24 protein-coding genes and 3 tRNA genes are annotated in these 22,596 nt (G+C 69.8%); 16 read left to right on the top strand and 11 right to left on the bottom strand.

Annotated features, from left to right (window positions below; translation table 11 throughout):
* The first annotated feature begins 109 nt into the window (after positions 1-109).
* Both AB0I38_RS21455 and cimA read left to right on the top strand, forming a co-directional pair.
* Positions 110-751, top strand: a complete 642-nt coding sequence (locus AB0I38_RS21455) for a DsbA family protein (protein ID WP_358470540.1) — start codon at positions 110-112, stop codon at positions 749-751.
* 187 nt (positions 752-938) lie between these two features.
* Positions 939-2,516: a citramalate synthase gene (gene cimA, locus AB0I38_RS21450; RefSeq protein ID WP_358470537.1), complete on the top strand. Its 1,578-nt coding sequence runs from the start codon at positions 939-941 to the stop codon at positions 2,514-2,516.
* On the opposite strand, the gene AB0I38_RS21445 is transcribed toward cimA, so the two are convergent.
* On the bottom strand, positions 2,513-4,144 hold the full coding sequence (locus AB0I38_RS21445) for a heparinase II/III family protein (RefSeq protein WP_358470534.1): 1,632 nt from the start codon (positions 4,142-4,144) through the stop codon (positions 2,513-2,515). The two genes, cimA and AB0I38_RS21445, sit on opposite strands and share 4 nt — an antisense overlap.
* Before the next feature lie 154 nt (positions 4,145-4,298).
* Between AB0I38_RS21445 and AB0I38_RS21440 the strand changes: the two genes are divergently transcribed.
* Both AB0I38_RS21440 and AB0I38_RS21435 read left to right on the top strand, forming a co-directional pair.
* A complete protein-coding gene (locus AB0I38_RS21440; protein ID WP_358470531.1) occupies positions 4,299-5,717 on the top strand; it encodes a hypothetical protein in 1,419 nt (472 codons plus the stop codon).
* 97 nt (positions 5,718-5,814) lie between these two features.
* The gene (locus tag AB0I38_RS21435; RefSeq protein WP_358470528.1) at positions 5,815-6,411 is read left to right on the top strand and encodes an HD domain-containing protein; all 597 of its coding nucleotides are present in this window, start codon (positions 5,815-5,817) and stop codon (positions 6,409-6,411) included.
* Here AB0I38_RS21435 and AB0I38_RS21430 read toward each other — a convergent pair.
* Positions 6,408-6,746, bottom strand: coding sequence for an antibiotic biosynthesis monooxygenase family protein (locus AB0I38_RS21430; protein ID WP_358470525.1), 339 nt, complete (start codon positions 6,744-6,746; stop codon positions 6,408-6,410). The two genes, AB0I38_RS21435 and AB0I38_RS21430, sit on opposite strands and share 4 nt — an antisense overlap.
* Before the next feature lie 115 nt (positions 6,747-6,861).
* Between AB0I38_RS21430 and AB0I38_RS21425 the strand changes: the two genes are divergently transcribed.
* Positions 6,862-7,638: a fumarylacetoacetate hydrolase family protein gene (locus AB0I38_RS21425; protein WP_358470522.1), complete on the top strand. Its 777-nt coding sequence runs from the start codon at positions 6,862-6,864 to the stop codon at positions 7,636-7,638.
* The gene (gltX, locus tag AB0I38_RS21420; protein ID WP_358470519.1) at positions 7,631-9,004 is read left to right on the top strand and encodes a glutamate--tRNA ligase; all 1,374 of its coding nucleotides are present in this window, start codon (positions 7,631-7,633) and stop codon (positions 9,002-9,004) included. Before AB0I38_RS21425 ends, gltX begins: the two co-directional genes overlap by 8 nt.
* A 63-nt stretch (positions 9,005-9,067) precedes the next feature.
* Here the strand turns inward: gltX and AB0I38_RS21415 are convergent, their stop codons facing one another.
* Positions 9,068-11,035 (bottom strand): M3 family metallopeptidase, encoded by a 1,968-nt coding sequence (locus tag AB0I38_RS21415; RefSeq protein WP_358470516.1) that lies wholly within the window; start codon positions 11,033-11,035, stop codon positions 9,068-9,070.
* A 152-nt stretch (positions 11,036-11,187) separates the two neighbouring features.
* Here AB0I38_RS21415 and AB0I38_RS21410 point away from each other — a divergent pair.
* The 3 genes from AB0I38_RS21410 to AB0I38_RS21400 all read left to right on the top strand — a co-directional run bounded on the left by AB0I38_RS21410 (position 11,188) and on the right by AB0I38_RS21400 (position 11,683).
* A tRNA-Gln gene (locus tag AB0I38_RS21410) sits at positions 11,188-11,259 on the top strand.
* A 256-nt stretch (positions 11,260-11,515) separates the two neighbouring features.
* Positions 11,516-11,591 (top strand) — tRNA-Glu (locus tag AB0I38_RS21405).
* Positions 11,592-11,610: 19 nt separating this feature from the next.
* A tRNA-Glu gene (locus AB0I38_RS21400) sits at positions 11,611-11,683 on the top strand.
* A gap of 89 nt (positions 11,684-11,772) precedes the next feature.
* On the opposite strand, the gene AB0I38_RS21395 is transcribed toward AB0I38_RS21400, so the two are convergent.
* The 4 genes from AB0I38_RS21395 to AB0I38_RS21380 form a co-directional block, all read right to left on the bottom strand.
* Positions 11,773-12,012, bottom strand: a complete 240-nt coding sequence (locus tag AB0I38_RS21395) for a helix-turn-helix domain-containing protein (RefSeq protein WP_358470513.1) — start codon at positions 12,010-12,012, stop codon at positions 11,773-11,775.
* Positions 12,012-12,629: a hypothetical protein gene (locus AB0I38_RS21390; RefSeq protein WP_358470510.1), complete on the bottom strand. Its 618-nt coding sequence runs from the start codon at positions 12,627-12,629 to the stop codon at positions 12,012-12,014. The genes AB0I38_RS21395 and AB0I38_RS21390 overlap by 1 nt, the downstream gene beginning before the upstream one ends.
* A gap of 157 nt (positions 12,630-12,786) precedes the next feature.
* The gene (locus AB0I38_RS21385; protein ID WP_358470507.1) at positions 12,787-14,505 is read right to left on the bottom strand and encodes a hypothetical protein; all 1,719 of its coding nucleotides are present in this window, start codon (positions 14,503-14,505) and stop codon (positions 12,787-12,789) included.
* Between the two features lie 58 nt (positions 14,506-14,563).
* The gene (locus AB0I38_RS21380) at positions 14,564-15,280 is read right to left on the bottom strand and encodes an IclR family transcriptional regulator (protein WP_358470504.1); all 717 of its coding nucleotides are present in this window, start codon (positions 15,278-15,280) and stop codon (positions 14,564-14,566) included.
* Positions 15,281-15,401: 121 nt separating this feature from the next.
* Between AB0I38_RS21380 and leuC the strand changes: the two genes are divergently transcribed.
* The 4 genes from leuC (at position 15,402) to AB0I38_RS21360 (ending at position 18,005) form a co-directional block, all read left to right on the top strand.
* A complete protein-coding gene (gene leuC, locus AB0I38_RS21375) occupies positions 15,402-16,787 on the top strand; it encodes a 3-isopropylmalate dehydratase large subunit (protein WP_358470848.1) in 1,386 nt (461 codons plus the stop codon).
* A 12-nt stretch (positions 16,788-16,799) separates the two neighbouring features.
* Positions 16,800-17,387 (top strand): 3-isopropylmalate dehydratase small subunit, encoded by a 588-nt coding sequence (gene leuD, locus AB0I38_RS21370; RefSeq protein ID WP_358470845.1) that lies wholly within the window; start codon positions 16,800-16,802, stop codon positions 17,385-17,387.
* Positions 17,366-17,605 carry a hypothetical protein gene (locus AB0I38_RS21365; protein WP_358470501.1) on the top strand — a complete coding sequence of 80 codons (240 nt, stop codon included), beginning with the start codon at positions 17,366-17,368 and terminating at the stop codon, positions 17,603-17,605. Before leuD ends, AB0I38_RS21365 begins: the two co-directional genes overlap by 22 nt.
* Positions 17,606-17,705: 100 nt before the next feature.
* Complete coding sequence (locus AB0I38_RS21360; RefSeq protein WP_189123350.1) at positions 17,706-18,005, top strand: HU family DNA-binding protein; 300 nt, start codon at positions 17,706-17,708, stop codon at positions 18,003-18,005.
* 56 nt (positions 18,006-18,061) lie between these two features.
* Here the strand turns inward: AB0I38_RS21360 and AB0I38_RS21355 are convergent, their stop codons facing one another.
* Together AB0I38_RS21355 and cofC are read right to left on the bottom strand one after the other, a co-directional pair.
* Complete coding sequence (locus tag AB0I38_RS21355; RefSeq protein WP_358470498.1) at positions 18,062-18,265, bottom strand: hypothetical protein; 204 nt, start codon at positions 18,263-18,265, stop codon at positions 18,062-18,064.
* A gap of 52 nt (positions 18,266-18,317) precedes the next feature.
* Positions 18,318-18,953, bottom strand: coding sequence for a 2-phospho-L-lactate guanylyltransferase (cofC, locus tag AB0I38_RS21350; protein WP_358470495.1), 636 nt, complete (start codon positions 18,951-18,953; stop codon positions 18,318-18,320).
* A 79-nt stretch (positions 18,954-19,032) separates the two neighbouring features.
* Between cofC and AB0I38_RS21345 the strand changes: the two genes are divergently transcribed.
* The 3 genes from AB0I38_RS21345 to AB0I38_RS21335 all read left to right on the top strand — a co-directional run bounded on the left by AB0I38_RS21345 (position 19,033) and on the right by AB0I38_RS21335 (position 21,917).
* Positions 19,033-19,743, top strand: coding sequence for a lysophospholipid acyltransferase family protein (locus AB0I38_RS21345; RefSeq protein ID WP_358470492.1), 711 nt, complete (start codon positions 19,033-19,035; stop codon positions 19,741-19,743).
* Positions 19,744-19,747: 4 nt separating this feature from the next.
* Complete coding sequence (locus AB0I38_RS21340; protein ID WP_358470489.1) at positions 19,748-20,758, top strand: NAD(P)H-dependent glycerol-3-phosphate dehydrogenase; 1,011 nt, start codon at positions 19,748-19,750, stop codon at positions 20,756-20,758.
* 61 nt (positions 20,759-20,819) lie between these two features.
* A complete protein-coding gene (locus AB0I38_RS21335) occupies positions 20,820-21,917 on the top strand; it encodes a D-alanine--D-alanine ligase family protein (protein ID WP_358470486.1) in 1,098 nt (365 codons plus the stop codon).
* On the opposite strand, the gene AB0I38_RS21330 is transcribed toward AB0I38_RS21335, so the two are convergent.
* On the bottom strand, positions 21,900-22,328 hold the full coding sequence (locus AB0I38_RS21330; protein ID WP_358470483.1) for a DUF3515 family protein: 429 nt from the start codon (positions 22,326-22,328) through the stop codon (positions 21,900-21,902). The two genes, AB0I38_RS21335 and AB0I38_RS21330, sit on opposite strands and share 18 nt — an antisense overlap.
* A gap of 23 nt (positions 22,329-22,351) precedes the next feature.
* Positions 22,352-22,585 carry an Lrp/AsnC family transcriptional regulator gene (locus AB0I38_RS21325; protein ID WP_358470480.1) on the bottom strand — a complete coding sequence of 78 codons (234 nt, stop codon included), beginning with the start codon at positions 22,583-22,585 and terminating at the stop codon, positions 22,352-22,354.
* Between the last annotated feature and the right edge of the window lie 11 nt (positions 22,586-22,596).

The following is a 22,596-nucleotide window of genomic DNA, read 5'->3' as shown; positions in this document are numbered from 1 at the left end:
CGCGGAGTCGACGGCCGGCGGTGGCGCGGTACGCCTGACCCGCCCCGATCAGTCACCTTTCACCTTCTTCAGGTAGGGTCTGCGCGATCAATGAGCTGAGGGCGGGCGGATGATGAAGAGGGTGGCGGCCGTGGTGGTCGCCTTCGCGATGGTGGCCCTGGTCGCGGTCGCCGGGTTCGACGGTGGCGAGCCGGCGCAGGGCGTGCGACTGACCCGGCAGGTCGACGGCACCATGGTGCTGGCCGACAGGGGCGGCAGCGCCCCCGTGCTCGACATCTACGAGGACTACGACTGCCCGGTCTGCAAGGACCTGCACTCCCGGGTCGACGCGACGATCCAACGGCTGGCCAGGGAGGGCAAGGTCAAGGTGGTCTTCCACCCCGTCACGATCTTCCGCGACGAGCCGATGCGGTCCAACTCCGTCAGGGCCGCGGCCGCCGCCCGGTGCGTGCCCGAGGGCAACTGGCTGGCCTTCCGCGACGAGCTGTACGCGATGCAGCCGGCCCCGCACGGGGTGGCCTCCGGGTTCACCGTGAAGGAGCTGGCCGCCGCGGCGACGAAGGTGGGCGCGTCGGTGGAAGAGTGTGTCATCTCACAGTCCTTCGCCGAGGGTCACCTGGCCGAGAGCGCCAAGATCCGGATCGAGGGCACGCCGACCGTGTTGCTGGACGGGCGAATGCTGGGCGACGCGGCGTTCGACCCGGCCGTCCTGGAAGAGATCATCATGGGCGACCCTGGCATCACCGTGTGATCTTTCCGGTCCCACATGGCGAGATCAATGTGTCGACCAGTGGATTCGTGTGGCAGACTCACATGCATCATGTTCTACCGTCTGCTCATTATTGACAGGCGCGCTGGCTGACACAGGGACACCGCCAGCGCGCAGACCTCTCACGTCCGTGAGGGGTCTTTTTGTTTTCCCAGGGAGACGACAAACCATGGCCGACGACCGCTTCCACGTGTACGACACGACGCTGCGCGACGGCGCGCAACAGGAAGGGCTCAACCTCACCGTCGCCGACAAGCTCTCCGTCGCGCGTCATCTGGACGGGCTGGGCGTCGGTTTCATCGAAGGGGGCTGGCCTGGCGCCAACCCCAAGGACACAGAGTTCTTCAGGAGGGCTCAAACAGAGCTCGACCTGAAGCACGCGCAGCTCGCCGCGTTCGGTGCGACCCGCCGGGCCGGTGTGCGGGCAGCCGACGACCCTCTGGTTGCCGCCCTGCGCGAATCCGGCGCGCCGGTCGTGACCCTTGTCGCCAAGAGTCACGACCGGCACGTGGAGCTGGCCCTGCGCACGACTCTCCAGGAGAACCTCGCGATGATCCGCGACACGGTCTCCCACCTTCGTGCGGAGGGACAGCGAGTCTTCCTCGACGCCGAGCACTTCTTCGACGGCTACAGGTCCAACCCAGCCTACGCGCTGGAGGTCATCCGCACGGCGGCCGAGGCGGGCGCCGACGTGATCGCCCTGTGCGACACCAACGGCGGCATGCTCCCCGACGAGCTGGCCGAGATCGTGCAGGCCGCGGCCGCCACCAGCGCCCGGGTGGGCATCCACTGCCACGACGACACCGGCTGCGCGGTGGCCAACACCCTGGCCGCAGTCCAGGCGGGCGCGACCCACGTGCAGGGCTGCGCCAACGGCTACGGCGAGCGGTCCGGCAACGCCAACCTCTTCACCGTGGTCGCCAACCTCCAGCTCAAGCGGGGGTACGACCTCGTGCCGCGGCAGGCCCTGGCCGACATGACCCGCATCGCGCACGCGATCACCGAGGTCACCAACGTCACCCCCAACTCCCACGCCCCCTACGTCGGCATGTCGGCGTTCGCCCACAAGGCGGGCCTGCACGCCAGCGCGATCAAGGTCGACCCCAACCTCTACCAGCACATCGACCCGGCCCAGGTGGGCAACGACATGCGGATGCTGGTCTCCGACATGGCCGGTCGCGCCTCGGTCGAGCTCAAGGGCCGCGAGCTGGGTTACGAGCTCAGCGCCGGCAACACCAAGGAGCTGGTCGACCGGGTCAAGGAGCTGGAGTCGCGGGGCTACACGTTCGAGGCCGCCGACGCCTCGTTCGAGCTGCTGCTGCGCGACACCGTCCACGGCGAGCGGCGGCGTCACTTCGAGGTCGAGTCGTGGCGGGTGATCGTCGAGCGCACCAAGGGCGGCGAGCTGGTCAGCGAGGCGACCGTCAAGCTGCACGCCAAGGGCGAGCGCATCGTCGCCACCGGCGAGGGCAACGGCCCCGTCAACGCCCTCGACCGCGCGGTGCGCCTGGCCCTGGAGAAGCTCTACCCCGAGCTGGCCAGGGTGGAGCTGGTCGACTACAAGGTGCGCATCCTGGAGGGCAGCCACGGCACCGGCGCCATCACCCGGGTGCTCATCACCTCCAGCGACGAAACCTCCGAGTGGGCCACGGTGGGCGTCGCCGAGAACATCATCGACGCCTCCTGGCAGGCGCTGGAGCAGGCCGTGACCTACGGGCTGCTGCGCGCGGGCCGCGAGGCCGCCTAGAGGACGCCTGCCGGGAAGGTCACGCCCTGCACGGTGACCTTCCCGCCGGAGCACGACACCTTCGGCGCGTCGGTGTCGGGCACGATGACGGTCAGCAGCGACGTGGCGGCGGGCGAGACCACGACGTTGGTCCGCTCCTTCGACAGGTAGGTCGGCGACACCCAGCCGAGCTTCCCGCCGCGCTCCACCTTCTGCCCGCCGACCGGCTCGCAACCGGACAGCTGGAGCAGCGTCACGTTGAACTTGCCGTCACTCAGCACCACCCGGCCGCCGCTGTTGGAGACGACCTTGTACGACGGCGCGAACCTCCACTGGTTGCGCACCTTCTTGCCGCCCGACGCCGTGTCCAGCACCGCCATCAGGTCCTCGCCGTGGTTGACGAGCACAGAGCGGGTGCGGGCCGTGCCGTAGGCCTTGTCGGTGAGGCGGAACGCCTGCCGGTCCTTGCCCTGGCTCGACTTGGTGAGCTTGCTGGCCGTACGGGGCCGGAACCGCTCGCCCACGACGGCCGGGATGTTGTGCGCCTCGGGGGAGATCGTCCAGTAGCGGTAGGCGTTCTTCTCGTAGGAGTGGAACCCGGCGTCGACCAGGATGTCGCGGTTGTGCGCGTAGTAGGTCACGCCCAGGTGGTCCTCGTGGCCGTGGAACTTGGTGCCGGGGCCGAACCTGATCGAGTAGTAGGCGGAGTCGGCCTTGCCCCACTCTGTCCGGCCGTACACGTAACCGGCCCGGTAGACCTTGACCTTCTCCTTGGGCGTGCCGGTCTCCATCTTCGGCTCGGTCTCGGCGCTGCCGTCGCCGATGGGCACCATGTAGCCGTTGGGCATCGTGGAGTGGGCGATGAAGTCCTTCAGCGCCTCGGTCCGCCTGGAGATCTCGCCCGGCACCTTGCGGCCGCAGTCCTTCATGCCGGCCATGGCGACCTGGAGCCTGCCGTAGACGTAGACGGCGTAGCGCGGCGCCTGCTCCATGAGCGCGCCCTGCGCGTCGACGTCGAGCTTGACCGTGCCGGTGAGCCGCCTGGAGGCCAGGGCGGCCCAGTCCTTGCGGCCGTAGCGGCAGCCGATGCTCATGAGCGCGATGTCCTGGTCGATCCCGTGGTTGTGGCCCTTCTTGTAGAGCCTCGGGTCGGCCAGCAGCCTGGCGTGGACGGCCAGGCTGTCCTTGAGCCAGCCGTCCTTGACGTGCATGCTCAGGCACACCAGCGCCTGGGTGCGCAGCGAGACGGGGTGGTCGTTCCAGACGTAGGACTTGGTGCCGCGCGCGCCGTGCTTGTTCCTCGCCACCCAGTCCTTGGTGATCTCCTCGGCGCGGTCGAGATAGGCGCGCTCGCCGGTGTTCTCGTACGCCACGACCAGCGTGCCCATCCAGCGCAACGACTGGAAGACGTACTCCCACGAGCGGTTCCGGTACGGGCTCATGCCCCAGTCGATCTTCTTGCCGATCTTGACGGCGGGCAGGCTCACCAGCGAGATCTCGCCCTTCATGACCTCGTCGGCCGTCGGTGACCCGGGCAGCCAGTCACCCTGGCACTGTGCGGTGCGTTTCACCGGCGCCTCGGCCCGTGCGGTGCTCGTCAGTCCTGAGACGGCGAGTATGAGGGCAAGGGGGATCGCGAGGCGGCGCACGCCAGTTCCTTCCAGACAAAAGAAGCGAAGAGGGACGAGGTGGAACATGGTGGCCGGGCTCGATCATGGGGTCAAGCCGGGTTCCGGATCGTTGCCGCCCCGATGTTCTTTCGTACTTTATAGGCTGGTTTGCTCATAGGGACTGAGGAGGCGGATGATGCCCACGCTACGCAAGCACTGGATCTTTCTCCTCGCCCTGCTCGCCGGAGCGGCGCTGCGCGGCGTGGCGGTCCTCGGCTACCGCCCGGCCATCTGGTTCTGGGCCGACTCCTTCGCCTACCTCAACGCCGGGCTCGACCCGCGACCGCTGGAGTCGCGCACCTCGGGCTACTCGCTGTTCCTGTGGGCGCTTCGGCCCCTGAGCAGCATCGAGCTGGTCGTCGTGGTGCAGCACCTGCTCGGGCTGGGCATCGGCGCGCTCGTCTACCTGCTCCTGCGCCGCCGGCTGCCGGGCTGGGCCGCCACGCTGTTCGCGCTGCCCGTCCTGCTCGACGCGTTCCAGATCCAGCTCGAGCACCTGATCATGGCGGACCTGCTGTTCGTGTTCCTCGTCATGGCGGCGGTCGTGCTGCTCATGTGGCGGCCGACCGTGACGCCGGTGACGGCCGTGGGCGCCGGGCTCCTGCTGGCGGCGGCCACCACGACCCGGACCATCGGCCTGCCGCTGATCGCCGTCGTGCTGGTCGCGGTGCTGCTGCGCCGTACGGGCTGGCGGCCGGTCCTCGCGCTCGCCGCGGCCGCCGCGCTTCCGCTGGCCGGCTACGCCCTGTGGTTCCAGTCGGAGTACGGCACGCTCGCGCTGAGCCGCGGCAACACGTTCCTGTGGGCCCGGACCATGACGTTCGCCGACTGCGCGAAGATCAGGCCGGACGTGCCGCTGTGCCCGGCCGAGCCGCCGGGGGAGCGCCTGGCGCCGCCCGAGTACATCTGGTCGGCCGACTCCCCGATCAACGACGTCAAGGGCGGGGCGGTCAGGCGCGACGAGGTCGCCGGGGCCTTCGCCAAGCAGGCCATCCTCGCCCAGCCGTTCGACTTCCTGCGCGCGGGCCTGGTCGACGTGGCCCACATCTTCTCCTGGGAGCGCCGGGTCTATCCGGTCGAGGGCGACCAGAGCGCCTACGTCTTCCCTGAGGAGACCGCGCCGTTCAAGGACTCGATCGCGTCCAAGGACCGCACCGCCGAGGAGATCACCACCGCCTACCAGGGCGAATCCGGCCAGACGGTCATGGTGGAGCCGTACGCGGACTGGATCCGCGACTACCAGACCTACGGCTATCTGCGTGGACCGTTCCTGGCCGCGCTCCTGGTCGCCGGCGCGGCCGGGGTGGCGCTCCGGTGGCGCCGGCTGGGCGGCGAGGTGCTGCTGCCGTGGGCGAGCGCCGTGACGCTGCTCACGCTGCCGGTGTTCATCGCGGCCTTCGACCACAGGTACGTGCTGCCGGCCGTGCCGCTCGCCTGCCTGGCGGCGGGACTGGCGTTCGCCCGCCGCCGCGACGCGGGCGGGGATCCGCCCCGGAGCGGCGCGCCCCCGGACGAGGCCGCCCAGCGGCTCGGCCAGGTGGCCCGTCCGTGAAGCCGGGTACGCGGCGGGCGAGTGGTTGGCCGGATCCCGTCGACAGGTGACCACAGGGCCACTCGCCCGGCCGGATCCGAGACCCGAAGATGAGCACATGAACCTCAACGACCTGGTGCTGCCCGACACCCCCGCCTGCCGCGGCGCCCTGGAGGTGGCGGTCCGCTACCACTCGCCCTCGCTCCTCAACCACTCGATCAGGGCCTACCTGTGGGCCGCGGCCTACGCCGGACTGCACGACATCGCCTTCGACGCCGAGCTGCTGTACGTGTCGGCCATGCTGCACGACATCGGGCTGGCCGCCGAGTTCGACAGCCATACGGTGGGATACGAGGAGGCCGGCGGGCACGTGGCCTGGGCCTTCTGCGCGGGAGCCGGCTGGCCCGAGGACCGCAGGCGCCGCGCCTCAGAGGTGATCATCCGTCACATGTGGGACGAGGTGCCGGTGGAGGACGACCCGGAGGGACACCTGCTGGAGCTTTCGACCGCCATGGACATCTCCGGCCGCGCCACCGACGAGCTCCCGGCCGGGCTCCGCGACGAGGTGCTCGCCCGGCATCCCCGCCTGGAGATCGCCAAGGAGTTCGCCGCCTGCGTCACCGACCAGGGCGCCCGCAAGCCGGCGAGCCTGGCCGCCGGCTTCGTCAGGTCGGGCATCGCCGAGCGCATCGCCCGCAACCCGCTGGACGGCTAACCCTTCGGCCCGGCGCTGTCCACGACCTCGAACGACCACAGGGTCGCCCCCGACGCGGCCGGCCCCTGCCCGTGGCCGTGCCCCTGGCCGGAGCCCGCCGCCTCGGCGTGGCCGCGCTGGAACTCCTGGCTCTCCTGCCACCTGAGGAAGTCGTCCTCGCTGCGCCACCGCGTGTAGACGAGGTACTGGTCGGTGCCCTCGACCGGCCTGAGCAGCTCGAACCACTCGAACCCGTCGGCCGACTCGACCATCCCGGCCCGGTTGGAGAACCGGTGTTCCAGCTGCTGGCGCATCTCGGCGGGAACCGTCAACACATTGATCTTGACGACGGACAACACGACCCCTCTCGCGGCGACCTCACCGCACCGTCCGGTGCGGGCTCCAGGCTAACGCGACGGCAGGCGTGTCGCCGTGAACCGACTCCCCGGGCGGCGGCGATAGCCTTGTCAGGTGCGTATAGCGAGGTTCTCCACAGGCGAAGGCGTGTCGTTCGGCGTGGTCGAGGGCGGTCCGGGCGAGGAGTTCGTCTCCGCGATCTCCGGTCATCCCTTCGGTGACGTGCAGTTCACCGGTGAGCGCTTCCCGCTGGCCCAGGTGCGGCTGCTCGCGCCCATGCTGCCGAGCAAAGTGATCGCGATCGGCCGCAACTACGCCGCGCACGCGCGCGAGATGGGCAACGATGTGCCCGAGGAGCCGCTCATCTTCCTGAAGCCGTCGACCTCGGTGATCGGCCACGGCGAGCCGATCGTCTACCCGACGTCGCTGTCCGACCGGGTCGACTTCGAGGGCGAGCTGGCGGTGGTGATCGGCCGGCTGTGCCGCGAGGTGCCGGTCGAGCGGGTCAAGGACGTCATCTTCGGCTACACCTGCGCCAACGACGTCACCGCGCGCGACCTGCAGAAGAAGGACGTCCAGTTCACCCGGGCCAAGAGCTTCGACACGTTCTGCCCGCTGGGCCCGTGGATCCGCACCGACCTCGACGCGAGCGACCTTGCGCTCACCACGACGGTCAACGGCGAGGTCCGCCAGAGCGGCCGCACCAGCCAGCTCATCCACGACATTCCCGCGCTGGTCGCCTACGTCAGCGCGGTCATGACGCTGATCCCCGGCGACGTGATCCTGACCGGCACCCCCGAGGGCGTCGGTCCGATCGACGTCGGCGACGAGGTCAGCGTCGGCATCGAAGGCATCGGCACTCTGACGAACAAGGTGGTCGCTCGTGACTGATCTGAGGGTGCGGTTCGCCCCTTCCCCAACTGGCATGTTCCACGTCGGCGGCGCCCGTACGGCGCTGTTCAACTGGGCGCTGGCCGTGCGGTCGGGCGGCCGTTTCGTGCTGCGCATCGAAGACACCGATGCCACCCGCAACCGGCCCGAGTGGACCGAGGGCATCATCTCGGCGCTCGACTGGATCGGCATCAACGGCGGCGCTCCGGCGTTCGAGGGCCCCTACTTCCAGTCGGCCTACGAGCCGCAGCACCGCGAGGCCGTGGCCAAGCTGCTCGCCGACGGCAAGGCCTACCACTGCGACTGCACCCGCGAGCTGCTCGTCGCCCGCACCGGCTCCGAGCACAAGGGCTACGACGGCCACTGCCGCGACCGTGGCCTGACCGAGGGCGCGGTGCGCTTCCGCACCTCCGACGAGGGCGTCACCGTCGTCGACGACGTCATCAGGGGCCGGGTGGAGTTCCCCAACGACGCCCAGGAGGACTTCGTCATCGCCCGCACCGACGGCTCGCCCCTCTACGTGCTGGCCAACGCCGTCGATGACATCACGCAGGGCATCACCCACGTGGTGCGCGGCGAGGAGCACCTGGGCAACGCCGCCAAGCAGCAGCTGCTCTGGCCGGCGCTCGGCGCCACCCCGCCCGTCTGGGCCCACCTGCCGGTCATCGTCAACGAGCAGCGCAAGAAGCTGTCCAAGCGGCGCGACAAGGTGGCCCTGGAGGACTACCGGGCCGAGGGCTACCTCGCCGAGGCCATGGTCAACTACCTCATGCTGCTGGGCTGGGGTCCCGGCGACGACCGCGAGATCATGCCGTGGTCGGAGATGGTGCCGCTGTTCCGGCTCGACGCCGTCAACAGCTCCAGCGCGTACTTCGACGAGAAGAAACTGCGCGCGTTCAACGGCGAGTACATCCGCGCGCTGCCGTTGGAGATCTTCGAGGAGCGCTGCGCCCCCTACCTCGAAGCCGACTGGGACCGCGAGATGTTCAGCAAGGTCGCCGCCCTGGCCCAGACCCGCATCGCGGTGTTGTCGGAGATCAGGCAGAACGTCGACTTCCTGTTCCTCGACGAGCCGGTGTTCGACCAGGCCTCCTGGGACAAGGCGATGAAGAACTCCCCGGTGGAGATCCTGACCGGCTACCTGGAGCGGCTCGACACGGTCAGCTGGGACCCTGAGTCGCTCAAGGAGGCGCTGGAGGCGGTCGGCACCGCTCACGGTCTCAAGCTGGGCAAGGCCCAGGCGCCCGTACGCGTCGCGGTCACCGGCCGGACGGTGGGCCTGCCGCTGTTCGAGTCGATCGAGGTGCTCGGCCGCGAGCGGGCCCAGGACCGGATCCGGGCCGCCCTGGCCCGCCTGCGCGGCTGAGCGCCGCCCCGGCTCCCGCGTCACGGGGCGACGACCAGGGAGTCGCCGCCCCGGACACGCGGGTCAGATGAGGCCGCGGCGCTCCAGCAGCGGCTGGATGGACGGCTCGCGGCCGCGGAAGTCGCGGAACGCGGTCAGCGGGTCGAGGCTGCCGCCCTTCGACAGCAGCGCGCGGCGGAAGTGATCGCCGTTGGCACGCTCCAGCCCGCCGTTCTCCTTGAACCACTCCACGCTCTCGGCGTCGAGCACCTCGCTCCAGATGTAGGAGTAGTAGCCGGCGCTGTAGCCGCCGGAGAAGACGTGGGCGAAGTAGTTGGTCCGGTAGCGCGGCCCGACCGGCGGGAAGGCGATCTGAGCCGCCTCCAGGGCCGCCTGCTCGAACGCCTCCGGGTCCTCGACGGTCTCGCCGGGGCTCAGCCGGTGCCAGGCCCAGTCGAGCAGCGTCGCGGAGAGATACTCGACGGTCATGAAGCCCTGGTTGAACTGCTCCGCGGCCTTCATCTTCGCCACCAGCTCCACGGGCATCGGCTCGCCCGTCTCGTGGTGCTTGGCGTAGTTGGCCAGGACCTCGGGCCAGGTCGCCCACATCTCGTTGACCTGCGATGGATACTCGACGAAGTCACGCGGCACGTTGGTGCCCGAGACGCGGGGATAGCGCACCTCGGAGAAGAGCCCGTGCAGCGCGTGCCCGAACTCGTGGAACGCCGTGGTGACCTCGTCGTAGGTCAGCAGCGCCGGCCCGGTCGCGGGCTTGGTGATGTTCAGGTTGTTGATCACCACCGGCTTCTCGCCGAACAGGAGCGACTGGTTGACCAGGTTGTTCATCCACGCGCCGCCGCGCTTGGTCGGCCTGGCGAACGGGTCGAGCGCGAACAGGCCGAGCGCGCCGCCGTCCTCGTTGAACACCTCGAAGATCCGCACGTCCGGGTGGTAGCCGGCCAGGTCGGTCCGCTCGCTGAACGTGACGCCGTAGAGCCTGGTCGCGGCGTAGAACACGCCGTCGAGGTAGACGCGGTCGAGCTCGAAGTAGGGCCGCATCGCGTCGGCGTCGAAGTCGTAGCGGGCCTGCCGCACCTTCTCCGCGTAGAACGACCAGTCCCACGGCTCGATCTCGAATCCGGCCTGCTCGGCGAGCGCCTCCGCCTCCTTGCGGGCATTGCGTACGGCCGGCCCGACGAGCTGCCCCAGCATGGCCTCGACCGCCTCGACGGTCTTGGCCGTCTGGTCGGCGACCTTGTAGGCGGCGTGGTCGGGGTAGCCCAGCAGCCGGGCGCGCTCGGCCCGCAGCGTGGCGAGCCGCACGGCCAGCGCGAAGTTCCGCGGCGCCCGCTGCACGCTCAGCGTGTAGAGCCGGCGGCGGACGTCGCGGTCGGTGAGCTGGGCCAGCCCGGGCTGGTTGGTGAAGTTGAGCAGCGGCAGCACGTAGCGGCCGTCGCTCTCCAATGACTTGATCTTGGCCTCGTCGAACCCGTCGAGCTCCTTGGGGTCGTCGACCACCAGCGCGGACTCGGTCGAGGCCTTCAGCAGGTTCTGGGCGAACTCGGTCGACAGCCTCGACTGCTCCTCGTTGAGCTCCTTGAGCCGCTCCTGCTCGGCCTCCGACAGGTCGGCTCCGGCCCGGATGAAGTCCTCGCGGTACTTCTCCAGCAGCCACGCCTCCTCGGCGTCCTCCGTCGTCACCTGCTTGATCCGGGCCCAGAGTGCCCGGTTGAGCCGGATCGCGTCGCTGTGCCTGGTCAGCTCGGGGGAGATCTGCTTCTCGATCTCCAGGATGGCGTCGGTGGAGTCGGAGGCGGCGACGCTGAAGAAGGCCGTGGCCGTGCGGTCGAGGATCCGTCCGGACCGTTCGAGCGCGGCGATCGTGTTGTCGAACGTCGGCGGCGCGGTGTCGCGCGCGATCACGTCGACCTCCGCCAGCTGCTCGGCCATCCCGCGCGCGAAGGCGGGCAGGTAGTGCTCCCCGCGGATCTCGGCGAAGGGCGGCAGCTGGTAGGGCAGGCTGCTGGGGGCGAACAACGGATTCTCAGCCAACGTTGGGGCTCCTCCACATGGTGTTTTGTCCCCATCAGCTTGGCATGACAGGGGCCTTGTCGCGGCCCCTCGGGCAATCGTTTTGGTCTTGTCCCCCAAGCTGGGCTATTCTTTCGGAGGTCGCCACACGGGCCCTAAGGGGTCCGTAACGGTGGGGTATGGTGTAATTGGCAGCACGACTGATTCTGGTTCAGTTAGTCTAGGTTCGAGTCCTGGTACCCCAGCATTGGACGGATGTCTCGTGAGAGACATCCGTTTTTCGCTTTTCTGGACAAGATTCGCAGCCGAATGTCTCCTGCTCGGTGCCCTCCTCACCGTCGACCGGCCGGTGGCGAGCCGGCGTCCTCCTCATGGTCGCCGACCGGGACAGCGGCCCGCCAGGCCCGATCCGCTGGGCTGATAGTGGTTTGGTGTGCTCCTTGGGGTGCGGTAGAGTTACGTCCGTTGCCGGGGAGGCCCGGCACAATCGCTTGTTGACAGGGTCCCGTCGTCTAGTGGCCCAGGACGCCGCCCTCTCAAGGCGGTAGCGCCGGTTCGAATCCGGTCGGGACTACCACTGTCAGGCAAGTGAAGAAGGTCCCGTCGTCTAGTGGCCCAGGACGCCGCCCTCTCAAGGCGGTAGCGCCGGTTCGAATCCGGTCGGGACTACCTCTGCGAAAGGCCCGATCGTTGATCGGGCCTTTCGTGTTTTCCGGGTGCTCAGCGGGTTTCGCGTTCGCCGAGGACGACGCGTCGGCTCATCGTTCCTCTCCGGGGTGATAGCCCAGCAGGTCGCCCGGCTGGCAGCCGAGGACTTCGCAGATCTTGGTCAACGTGGTGAACCGGATGGCCTTGGCCCGGCCGTTCTTCAGGATGGACAGATTGACCACGGTCACCCCGACCCGGTCGGCCAGCTCGGTGAGCGTCATGTCCCGCTCGGCCAGCAGCCGGTCGAGATGGACGGTGATGGCATGGGACTCCGTCTCCGCGGGCGACATCAGATGGTTCCTTCCAGGTCCTCACGCATCCGTACGCCGTCGCGCAGGATGCTCGCCAGGGCCAGCAGCCCCAGCCCGATGAGCGGGACGACCAGCGAGATCTCCCCCGGTAGGTGGCCGGCCTCGCCCACGGCCACCGTGTCCAGCAGCCTCATCATCGCGACATGCTCGATCTGGGGCGCCAGGAGACCGCCGACCAGCAGCCACCAGCCCAGGAAACGCACCTGACGTGCGACCCGCGGAATGTAGACGCCGGTGCGGGCGCGCCACAGCAGCCTCCACAGCAGGAAGAACGCGCCCGCGGCCCCCACGAAGCCCGGAAAGGTGGTGAGGGCCTGCCAGAGGTACTGGCCGGTGTCGGGCGAACCGTCGATGAATGCGAGGCCGTTAGCCGAGGCCATGATGCCCGGCTTGGCCATCTGGGTGAACGCCGGGTCATCGAGAGGGACGCCGTAGTAGCCGGGTGACCGGGCCACCACGACCCCCTGGGTCAGGCCGAAGAGACCGGCCCGGGAGTAGAGCACCATGCCGGTGATCACCCCGGTCGCCGCGACGAGGGCCGCGAAGGTCGCGGGCCGGCGGGCCACTCGTCCCATGGTGCTGTGTCGGGTCGTCATCAGATCGCTCCAAGCCATATCGTTTTTCGATGCTATCGATAAACGTAGTTATCGAAAAACGATATGGCAAGCGGCGAGGGGCCCTGGAGACGGGAGAAGGACCCCGGCGGGCGGTGAGCATCATCGCCCGCCCGGGACGAGCGTGGCCAGGAGGTCGCTAGGAGGTGGTCGAGCGGGCCCGGAAGAGCGCCCGGCGAGCCGCCTTGGTGACCTGCTTGTCGGGATGGACCTGGGAGATCAGGTCCAGCAACTCCTCCACGTGGGGGTGCGGGATCTTCCAGACCACTTCGAGCAGACCGTCGAGCAGCTCGGGGCCGATGTCGCGGACGCTGCTGACGAACTCGGACCGTCCAAGACCCGCCGAGATGGTCCACATGTCGAGGATCAGCCAGTGGGTGTCGTCCTGTGTCGGCTCGGGCGCCTCAGGCACGTGCAGGTGGCTCAGGTGCGTCGCGGCGTAGGGACGCAGGGACGACTGCTTGAGCGCCTCCTGCCAGGCCGGGATGGCAGCCTCGCCGAGAGTGCCCACCACGCTGGCGGCCTGCACCCGGATGAGCGCGTCGCTCTCGTCCTCGGCGGCGGCCTCCAGCAGCTCCTCGGCCGCCCGGCCGGGCTCGCGCAGCCGCATCCAGGCGGCGAACTCGGCGTCGGCCTCCTCCTCGGGCAGCTCGGCGCTGAGCGCGAGCAACTCGTGCGCGCTCATCGACTCGATCGCGGGCCGCGCGTCGACCTCGATGTCGGAGTCGTCCACCAGGTGGACGACGCCCTCGGTGCCGAGCGGCGTCAGGCCGACCGTGCCGTCGGCGACCGTGACCATGCCGTAGCCGGCCAGCCAGTCGACCGCCGGGACCAGCGGGTCGTCGGCCGCCTCCCACGCGTCGGCGCCCAGCTCGTCGAGGTCGGCGGCCGCCTCGGCCAGCTCGCGCCGCAGACCGTCGAGGTCACGCGAGCCGCCGGCCAGCAGCAGCCTGACCAGCACGCCCCGGGTGAGCCCCGCCAGCGCCATGGTCAGGTCGTCGTCGGCCAGCTCGGGGTCGCCGTAGTCGACCGAGTGGAGGCCGAGCATCCAGGCGTCGAGCACGTCCTCGTCGTCGTCGAACGGCCACTCGGAGGTGTCGTCCTGGACGGCCACCGTGTTGGCGTCGCCGGGCTCCAGGAACTCGAGGTCGACGGCGAGGTTCCAGATGTTCCACAGCTGGGGGACGGCCTCGGCGAGCGAGCCCTCGGTCTCGGGCTTGGGCAGCCCGACGATGGTCAGCGCCTGCTCGACCTCGGCGTCGGACAGCAGGGTGTCCTCGCCCACCCGGCGGCCGGAGCCCACCCACAGGGCCAGGTCGCGGGCCTTGGCGATCAGCGGCACCTCGCGGGCAGCGGCGGCCAGCTCGGTGTCGGGCCGCAGCCTGATGGTGTCGAGCTCGGCCAGCTCGTCGGCGAACAGCTCGAAGTCGCCGAGGTCGCCACCTTCGTCATCCTCGTCACCCGACTCCTCGGAGTCGTCGAGCAGCTCCTCCATCAGCTCGACGAACTGGTCCTCGACGTCGTCGAGCTCGGCCCGCAGATCGTCGAGGGAGTCGGACCCCTTGGTCAGCCTGCCGGTCTCCGAGAGGAACGTCAGATAGGCGTCGACGGCCGGAAGCATGCCGTCGGCGGCGGTATCGGGATCCTCCACCACCTTGGGCATCCGATCGAGCAGCAGGTTTCGCAGGTCGGCACGCTTCCACGTGCCGGAATCCTGGGAGAAGGCGAGACGGTGCCACAGCACTGCCGGCCCCACGAGCTCGGGGTCGCTGTCGGGCGCGTTGGTGCTCGCCCACAAGATGAACTCTTCGAGCAGGGGTCGCAGCTCAGTGGCGGCTACCTCGATGCGATCTGTCACCCACTCAGGCTAGTGCGCCCGTGAGGCACTCGGCTCCCCAAATAGGCGCTTTTGCTGATCATGACGTACGTCGCATGGATTCGGTGACGCGTTCGGCGGCTGCCATGACGGCCACTGCGTGTAGTCGTCCGGGGGCTCTGGTCAGTCGCTCGATGGGCCCGGAGACCGACACGGCGGCGATCACCTTGCCGCCGCTTCCCCTGATGGGGGCGGACACGCTGGCCACTCCCTGCTCGCGCTCTCCCACACTGTGGGCCCAGCCCCGGCGGCGTACCGACGCCAGCGCGGACGCGCTGAACTTGGCGCCGCGCAGGCCGCGGTGCAGCCGGTCGGGCTCCTCCCAGGCCAGCAGGATCTGCGCCGCCGAGCCCGCCGTCATGGGCAGCGCCGATCCGACGGGGACCGTGTCGCGCAGCCCGCTGGACCGCTCGGCCGCCGCCACGCAGACCCGCTCGTCGCCCTGCCGGCGGTACAGCTGCGCGCTCTCGCCGGTCAGGTCCCTCAGCTGCAGCAGCACGGGCGCGGCCACCGCGAGCAGCCGGTCCTCGCCGGCGGCCGTGGACAACTCCGAGAGGCGCGGACCGAGCACGAACCTGCCCTGTGTGTCGCGAGTCACGATGCGGTGGTGCTCAAGTGCGACGGCGAGCCGATGGGCCGTGGGGCGGGCCAGGCCGGTGGCCTGAACAAGCTGCGCGAGCGAAGCCGGGCCGGCTTCCAGCGCGTTGAGTACCAGAACGGCCTTGTCGAGTACTCCGACTCCGCTAGAGTTGTCCATAAGCCGATACTGCCGTCTCGACATATGAGAAGGCAAGCTGAAAGGATTCTCCCGCGAGGGAGATCGGGTCTTGAACGACCGAGCCGCGACGCGGAAGCATCGCGACAAGCAGGAGGAGATCATGGGCCGCACACTGGCGGAGAAGGTCTGGGAGCAGCACGTCGTGCGCCGCGCCGACGGCGAACCCGACCTGCTCTACATCGACCTGCACCTCATCCACGAGGTGACCAGCCCGCAGGCGTTCGACGGGCTCCGGCTCGCCGGCCGGCCCGTGCGCCGGCCCGAGCTCACCATCGCCACCGAGGACCACAACGTCCCGACCGTGCTCGGCCCCATCTCCGACCCCGTGTCCAAGACCCAGGTCGAGACGCTGCGCAAGAACGCCGCCGAGTTCGGCATCCGGCTCCACCCGATGGGCGACGCCGGACAGGGCGTGGTGCACATCATCGGCCCGCAGTTCGGCCTGACCCAGCCGGGCATGACGATCGTCTGCGGCGACTCCCACACCTCCACCCACGGCGCGTTCGGCGGCATCGCGTTCGGCATCGGCACCTCCGAGGTCGAGCACGTGCTGGCCACGCAGACGCTGCCGGCCTACCGGCCGAAGGCCATGGCCATCGAGGTCTCGGGCGAGCTGCCCCCCGGTGTCACGGCCAAGGACCTGATCCTGGCCATCATCGCCAAGATCGGCACCGGCGGCGGGCAGGGCTACATCATCGAGTACCGCGGTGAGGCCGTACGGAAGCTCTCCATGGAAGGCCGGATGACGGTCTGCAACATGTCGATCGAGGCCGGCGCGCGGGCGGGCATGATCGCCCCCGACGAGACCACGTTCGCCTACCTCAAGGGCCGCCCGCACGCGCCGCAGGACGAGGCGTGGGACCAGGCCGTCGCCTACTGGACGTCGCTGCGCACCGACGACGACGCCGTGTTCGACCAGGTCGTCGAGATCGACGCCACGACGCTGACGCCGTACGTCACGTGGGGCACCAACCCCGGCCAGGGCCTGCCGCTGGGCGACACCGTGCCCGCCCCCGAGAGCTTCGCCGACCCGGTCGCCAGGCAGTCGGCCGAGCGGGCGCTCGAGTACATGGGCCTGACCGCGGGCACGCCGCTGCGCGAGATCGAGGTCGACACGGTCTTCGTCGGCTCGTGCACCAACGGCCGCCTGGAGGATCTGCGCGCCGCCGCCGAGATCCTGCGCGGCCGTCAGGTGAAGACGCGCACGCTGATCGTCCCCGGATCGATGCTGGTCAAGCTCCAGGCCGAGCAGGAGGGGCTGGACGAGGTGTTCAAGGCGGCCGGCGCCGAGTGGCGGGAGGCGGGGTGCTCGATGTGCCTCGGCATGAACCCCGACACGCTCCAGCCGGGCGAGCGCAGCGCCTCCACCTCCAACCGCAACTTCGAGGGCCGTCAGGGCAAGGGTGGCCGCACCCATCTGGTGTCACCGCAGGTCGCCGCCGCGACCGCCGTGACCGGCCGCCTGACCGCCCCCGCCGACCTCTAGGAGATCATGACCATGGAAGCCTTCACCACCCACACCGGCAGGGCGATGCCGCTGCGCCGCAGCAACGTCGACACCGACCAGATCATCCCGGCCGTCTGGCTCAAGCAGGTGAGCAGGACCGGCTTCGAGAAGGGCCTGTTCGGCGCCTGGCGCGAGGACCCGGCGTTCGTCCTGAACGACCCCTCCTACGAGGGCTCCTCGATCCTCGTCTCGGGCCCTGACTTCGGCACCGGCTCCTCGCGCGAGCACGCCGTCTGGGCTCTGCAGCAGTACGGCTTCCGCGCGGTGATCGCGGCCAGGTTCGGCGACATCTTCCGCAACAACTCCACCAAGATGGGGCTGCTGCCGGTCGTCCTGCCCGCCGACAAGGTCGAGGCGCTGCAGGCCGCCGTCGAGGCCGACCCTGCCCTGCGGGTGACCGTCGACCTGGCCGAACGCCATGTGCGCTGGGCCGGCGAGGTCGTCGCGTTCGAGATCGACGACTACACCCGCTGGCGCCTCATGGAGGGCCTCGACGACATCGGACTGACCCTGCGTCACGCCGACGAAGTGACGGCGTACGAGAATGGTCGGCAGCCATGGCTGCCGACGACCGTCTAGAAGACGACGAACTGGCGCGGCGGTTGCGCGAGGCGCACCGCCGCGTCCGCATGCTCCCCGCCGCCGAGAAAGAGCGGATGGGACGCCGATATCTGGCGATCTGCGACCTCGCCAAACGCGACCGCGAACGGGCCGCGACCAGGCTGGACGCCTTTCTGGCCGCCCTTGACGGCGCCCCCGACACGCCACGCGCACCCGAAAATCCGCTCGGTATTTGAGTTCCCCGGCGATCCCGCCTACTTTCGAGCGCGTAAGGGGTTTCTACGTCGAGCTTCGTGAGCTGGAACCCCGAGCCGTAACTGGGGGAGCAGAACGAACATGAACAAGCGAGAACTCGTTGACGCCATCGTAGATCGCGTGGGGGACAGGAGGACGGCCACCGAGGCCGTCAACGCGATCATCGATGCCGTTCAGAAGGCAGTCGCGAGCGGCGACAAGGTCTCGATCACGGGCTTCGGCGCGTTCGAGATGGTGCACAAGCCGGCGCGCACGGCCAGGAACCCGTCGACCGGAGCGGAGATCAAGGTCGACGAGAGCTGGGGGCCGAAGTTCCGACCGGGCTCAGACTTCAAGGAACTGGTCAACGTGGCCGGCAAGAAGGCCGCGAAGAAGAAGTAACGACCTCGCGTCCGCCCGGTCCTCGCTCCGAGGGCCGGGCGTTTCGCTGCCCGGGATCAGCCGGGCACGGGGAACGTCGACAGCGTGATGTAGGTGATCTCGCCGTCGGTCACCACCAGCCGGACCCGCTGCCCCGAGCGCAGCAGCCGCAGCGGCCCCGCGTCGAAGGCCGGGGCGCCGAAGGGCAGCACGGTCCCGTCGTCGAGGAAGACCGTGCCCGAGCGGGTCACCTCATCGAAGCCGCGCACCGTTGCCTGCACGCCGCCCAGCGTAAACGCTCGGTCGCCCGTGCGCATGCGGCGCCCACCCGGATCAGCCGGACGGCCAGAGGTCCGCGACCACGGCCGCGGTGTGCCCGCCGAGACCGAGCGCCATGGCCGCGCGCAGGTCGTCGGGGGTGTCCACGTCGCGCCTGACCGACTCGATGCCCTCCACGCACAGCTCCTTGGCGCCGCTCGCCAGGTGCCTGGCCCGCGACTCGCCGCCGAACCGGGGCGTGAACGGCAGCCCGGCGCGTACGCCGTAGAAGGTGGTGCCGACGTCGAGCGCGTCAGGGACGAACGCCTGGTCGAACTCGGCCGCCGCGGTCAGGGCGGTGGCCAGCTCCGCGGGCCGCAGGGCGGGCAGGTCCGCCTGCAACGCGCCCACCGGATCGCCGGGCGCGACCCGTACGGCATGGGCGGCGCCGGTGCGAAGCGCGGTGTTGAGGCCTTGATCGGGATCGGCCACCACCTCGGCGCCCAGGGCGGACAGCGGCCCGGCGGCGGCCGGGTCGGCGGTCACCACGATGACCCGCGCGACCAGCGGGCAGGCCAGCGCCGCCGAGACGGTGTCACAGGCGACCGCGACGGCCAGCCGTACCCGGTGGGGGCCCGTCGCGGCGGCCAACCGGGTCTTCGCCGCGACCAGCGTCTTCACCGGAATCACCAGTGACCAGCGGTTGCTCATAGGGTTAAGCATCGCGCCTCGACATCCCGGGCGGCCAACCGGGAGACTTGGGCGCCTATCGTCCGGGTTGGAGGGAACCGTGAGCCGCCTCACACGCCCGTCGCGTTTCTGGGAAACTCTGGCCGTCGTGATCGTCAAGCCGCTGTCGTGGCTGCTGATCACGCGTGACTGGCGGCACGGCGAGCGCGTGCCACGCACCGGAGGTGTGATCATCGCGGCCAACCACCTCTCCTGGGCCGATCCGGTCCTGCTGTCGCACTTCCTCTACGACAACGGCCGCTGGCCGGTGATCCTCGCCAAGGCCGCGCTGTTCAGGGTGCCGTTGCTGGGGCACGCGGTGCGCTCGCTGTGCGTCATCCCCGTCGAGCGGGGCAGCAACGAAGCGGCCAGGTCGCTGCACACGGCGGAGGAGCGGCTGCGTGACGGTTGCGCGATCTTCTTCTATCCCGAGGGCACCTGCACCCGTGATCCTGATCTGTGGCCGATGGTGGGCAAGACGGGCGTCGCCCGGCTGGCGCTGCAGAGCGGCGCCCCGGTGATCCCGGTGGCACACTGGGGGGCGCAGGAACTGCTGCCCTACGGGGAGAAGCGGCCGAGGCTGTTCCCGCGCAAGACGTTCCACGTGTCGGTGGGGCCGCCGGTCGACCTGTCCCGGCACCTCGGCCGCCCACCGCACTCCGAGGTGCTGCGCGAGGCGACCGCCGACATCATGGCGGCGATCACCGCGCAGCTCGCCGAGCTGCGCGGCGAGAAGGCGCCCGAGACTCCTTACGATCCCGCGGGACGGTGAGCGCATGACGAAGGCCGCGGTGTTCGGCACCGGTTCGTGGGGCACCACGTTCGCCATGATCCTGGCCGAGGCGGGCAACCGGACCACCCTGTGGGGCCGCAGGCGGGAGCTGGTCGAGAGCATCCAGCGGGCCCACACCAACCTCGACTACCTGCCGGGTGTGGCGTTGCCCACGTCGTTGGGGGCCACGACCGATCCGGCCGAGGCGCTCGACGGCGCCGACTTCGTGGTGCTGGCCGTGCCCTCGCAGTCGTTGCGGCAGAACCTTGCCGTCTGGCGCGAGCACATCCCCCGCGACGCGGTGCTGGTCAGCCTGATGAAGGGCGTCGAGCTCGGCACGACCAAACGGATGAGCGAGGTCATCCGCGAGGTGGCCGGGGTGCCGGAGGAACGGGTCGCCGTCATCTCCGGGCCCAACCTGGCCAAGGAGATCGCCCAGCGCCAGCCCGCCGCCACCGTCGTGGCCTGCGTCGACGAGGACGTCGCGGCCCGCCTGCAGGCGGCCTGCCACCTGCCGCCGTGGTTTCGCCCCTATACCAACCCCGACGTGGTGGGGGTCGAGCTCGGCGGCGCCGTCAAGAACGTCATCGCGCTGGCCGTGGGCGTCGCGGTCGGCATGGGGATGGGCGACAACGTCGCCGCCATGCTCATGACCCGGGGGCTGGCCGAGATCTCCCGGCTGGGGGCCGCACTGGGAGCCGACCCGCACACCTTCGCCGGGCTGGCCGGGATGGGCGACCTGGTGGCCACCTGCACCTCGCCGCTGTCGCGCAACCGCACGTTCGGCGAGCGTCTGGGGCGCGGGATGACGCTGGCCGAGGTGATCGCGACCACCAAACAGACCGCCGAGGGAGTCAAGTCCTGCGAGTCCGTGCTGGCGCTGGCCAGGAAGCACGACGTCGAGATGCCCATCACCGAGGTCGTCGTCGGAGTCGTGCACGACGGCATGTCGCCGAGTGAGGCGGGCATGCTGCTCATGTCCCGGTCACCCAAGCCAGAGCGTTACGGGCTCTGACATCACCACCCGTGCGGGTTGACTCGCAGCAAGTGTGAACACGCCGGTAGATTCGGACGTCATGAGCAAGCCACGCGTCGCCGTCGTTTTCGGAGGTCGCAATTCCGAGCATGCCGTGTCCATCATGGGCGCGGGCAGCGTGCTGGGGGCGATCGACAGGACCAAGTACGAAGTGATCCCCGTCGGGATCGCGCAGGACGGCAGGTGGGTGCTCGCCGCGACCGACCAGCGGTTCGCGATCGAGGACGGCGAACTGCCCGCCGTCGACACCTCGGGCGCGGCGCTCGCGCTGCCCTCCTCCGGCGAGGGCTCACTCGTGGCGTACGACCCGGGCAGCATCCCGGTCGAGCTGGGCATGGTCGACGTGGTCTTCCCGGTGATGCACGGGCCGTTCGCCGAGGACGGCACGATCCAGGGCCTGCTGGAGATGGCCGGGGTGCGCTACGTCGGCTCCGGCGTGCTGGCCAGCGCGGTCGGCATGGACAAAGCGCACATGAAGACGGTCATGGCGGCCGCCGGGTTGCCCATCGGGCGCTACGTGGTGGTGCGCGAGCGCGATTGGCGGCTCGACCGCGACCGGGTGCTCAAGGAGGCCGAGGATCTCGGCTGGCCGGTGTTCGTCAAGCCGGCCAGGGCCGGGTCGTCGCAGGGCATCTCCAAGGCGCACGACAGGGCGTCGCTGGAGGCGGCCGTCGAGTTCGCCCGGCGGCACGATCCCAAGGTGCTCATCGAGGCGGCGGTGGCGGGGCGTGAGATCGAGTGCGCGGTGCTCGAGTCGCTCGGTGACGAGCCGCCCGCCGCGTCGCGGCCCGGCGAGGTCAAGGTCGAGGGCGGCCAGGAGTTCTTCGACTTCGAGGCGAAGTACTACCCCGACCAGATGTCGCTGACCGTGCCCGCCGACCTGCCCGAGGAGACAGCCGAGGAGCTGCGGGCGATGGCCGTGCGCGCGTTCGAGGCGCTCGAGTGCGAGGGGCTGTCGCGGGTCGACTTCTTCTACACGCCCGAGGGTGAGCTGATCTTCAACGAGATCAACACGATGCCCGGCTTCACCTCGCTGTCGGTGGCGCCGCAGCTCTGGGCCGCCTCCGGCCTGTCCTACCCGGAGCTGGTCGACCGGTTGCTCCAGCTCGCGCTGCACCGCTCAGCGGGGCTGCGCTGACACCTCGCCGACCGGGCCCGACAGGTCGGCGAGCACGCTCGCCGCGACGTGGGTGCCCGCGATCGTGACCTCCACGTAGGCGGGGTCGGCGACGGCGGTGAAGAGCGTCGGCCGTTCCGGGTCGGCGAACCAGCCCACCCCGTTGATCTCCTGCAACTGGTCGGTCGGCGCCATCCTGGCCGGCCGCGGCACCCCGCAGCGCACGGCGATCTCCCCCTCACCCCAGACGGTGACATAGGGGGATTCGGGAGTGGAGGTGCCACGGTCCACGCCGTCGAGCCGCTGGGGCAGCAGGCCGTGCAGCCGCTCGCACGCGGCCGCCGCCTCGCCCTGCGGAGTCGGCGGCTCGACCTGCACGGCACCGCATCCGGCGAGCGCGAACAAGACCAGCAGGACGGTAGCGGCACGCATGAGGACTGTTTACCTTAGAAACGCTAAATGTGGACAATCGGGCATGTAAGGGTACGTGTGATCCCTTCCACGGCCTGGATCTGGGCCACGACCAGTTTGCCGAGCTCGTCGACGTTGCGCGCCTCGGCGCGCACGATCACGTCGTACGGGCCCGTCACGTCCTCGGCCTGAGTGACCCCCGGAATCCCGGCGATCTCGCGGGCCACGCTCGCGGCCTTGCCGACCTCGGTCTGAATAAGGATGTAGGCCTGCACCATTACGTCCTCCC

Source organism: Nonomuraea cavernae (genome assembly GCF_040655715.1).
Classification (GTDB): domain Bacteria; phylum Actinomycetota; class Actinomycetes; order Streptosporangiales; family Streptosporangiaceae; genus Nonomuraea; species Nonomuraea cavernae_A.
This window is presented reverse-complemented; position numbering and strand designations above follow the sequence as displayed.

Coding starts and splice junctions, on each gene's coding strand:
- AB0I38_RS21455 (WP_358470540.1), top strand. CDS start 110: ATGATGAAGAGGGTGGCGGCCGTGGTGGTCGCCTTCGCGATGGTGGCC.
- cimA (WP_358470537.1), top strand. CDS start 939: ATGGCCGACGACCGCTTCCACGTGTACGACACGACGCTGCGCGACGGC.
- AB0I38_RS21440 (WP_358470531.1), top strand. CDS start 4,299: ATGATGCCCACGCTACGCAAGCACTGGATCTTTCTCCTCGCCCTGCTC.
- AB0I38_RS21435 (WP_358470528.1), top strand. CDS start 5,815: ATGAACCTCAACGACCTGGTGCTGCCCGACACCCCCGCCTGCCGCGGC.
- AB0I38_RS21395 (WP_358470513.1), bottom strand. CDS start 12,012: ATGTCGCCCGCGGAGACGGAGTCCCATGCCATCACCGTCCATCTCGAC.
- AB0I38_RS21390 (WP_358470510.1), bottom strand. CDS start 12,629: ATGACGACCCGACACAGCACCATGGGACGAGTGGCCCGCCGGCCCGCG.
- AB0I38_RS21380 (WP_358470504.1), bottom strand. CDS start 15,280: ATGGACAACTCTAGCGGAGTCGGAGTACTCGACAAGGCCGTTCTGGTA.
- leuC (WP_358470848.1), top strand. CDS start 15,402: ATGGGCCGCACACTGGCGGAGAAGGTCTGGGAGCAGCACGTCGTGCGC.
- leuD (WP_358470845.1), top strand. CDS start 16,800: ATGGAAGCCTTCACCACCCACACCGGCAGGGCGATGCCGCTGCGCCGC.
- AB0I38_RS21365 (WP_358470501.1), top strand. CDS start 17,366: ATGGCTGCCGACGACCGTCTAGAAGACGACGAACTGGCGCGGCGGTTG.
- AB0I38_RS21360 (WP_189123350.1), top strand. CDS start 17,706: ATGAACAAGCGAGAACTCGTTGACGCCATCGTAGATCGCGTGGGGGAC.
- cofC (WP_358470495.1), bottom strand. CDS start 18,953: ATGAGCAACCGCTGGTCACTGGTGATTCCGGTGAAGACGCTGGTCGCG.
- AB0I38_RS21340 (WP_358470489.1), top strand. CDS start 19,748: ATGACGAAGGCCGCGGTGTTCGGCACCGGTTCGTGGGGCACCACGTTC.
- AB0I38_RS21335 (WP_358470486.1), top strand. CDS start 20,820: ATGAGCAAGCCACGCGTCGCCGTCGTTTTCGGAGGTCGCAATTCCGAG.
- AB0I38_RS21330 (WP_358470483.1), bottom strand. CDS start 22,328: ATGCGTGCCGCTACCGTCCTGCTGGTCTTGTTCGCGCTCGCCGGATGC.
- AB0I38_RS21325 (WP_358470480.1), bottom strand. CDS start 22,585: ATGGTGCAGGCCTACATCCTTATTCAGACCGAGGTCGGCAAGGCCGCG.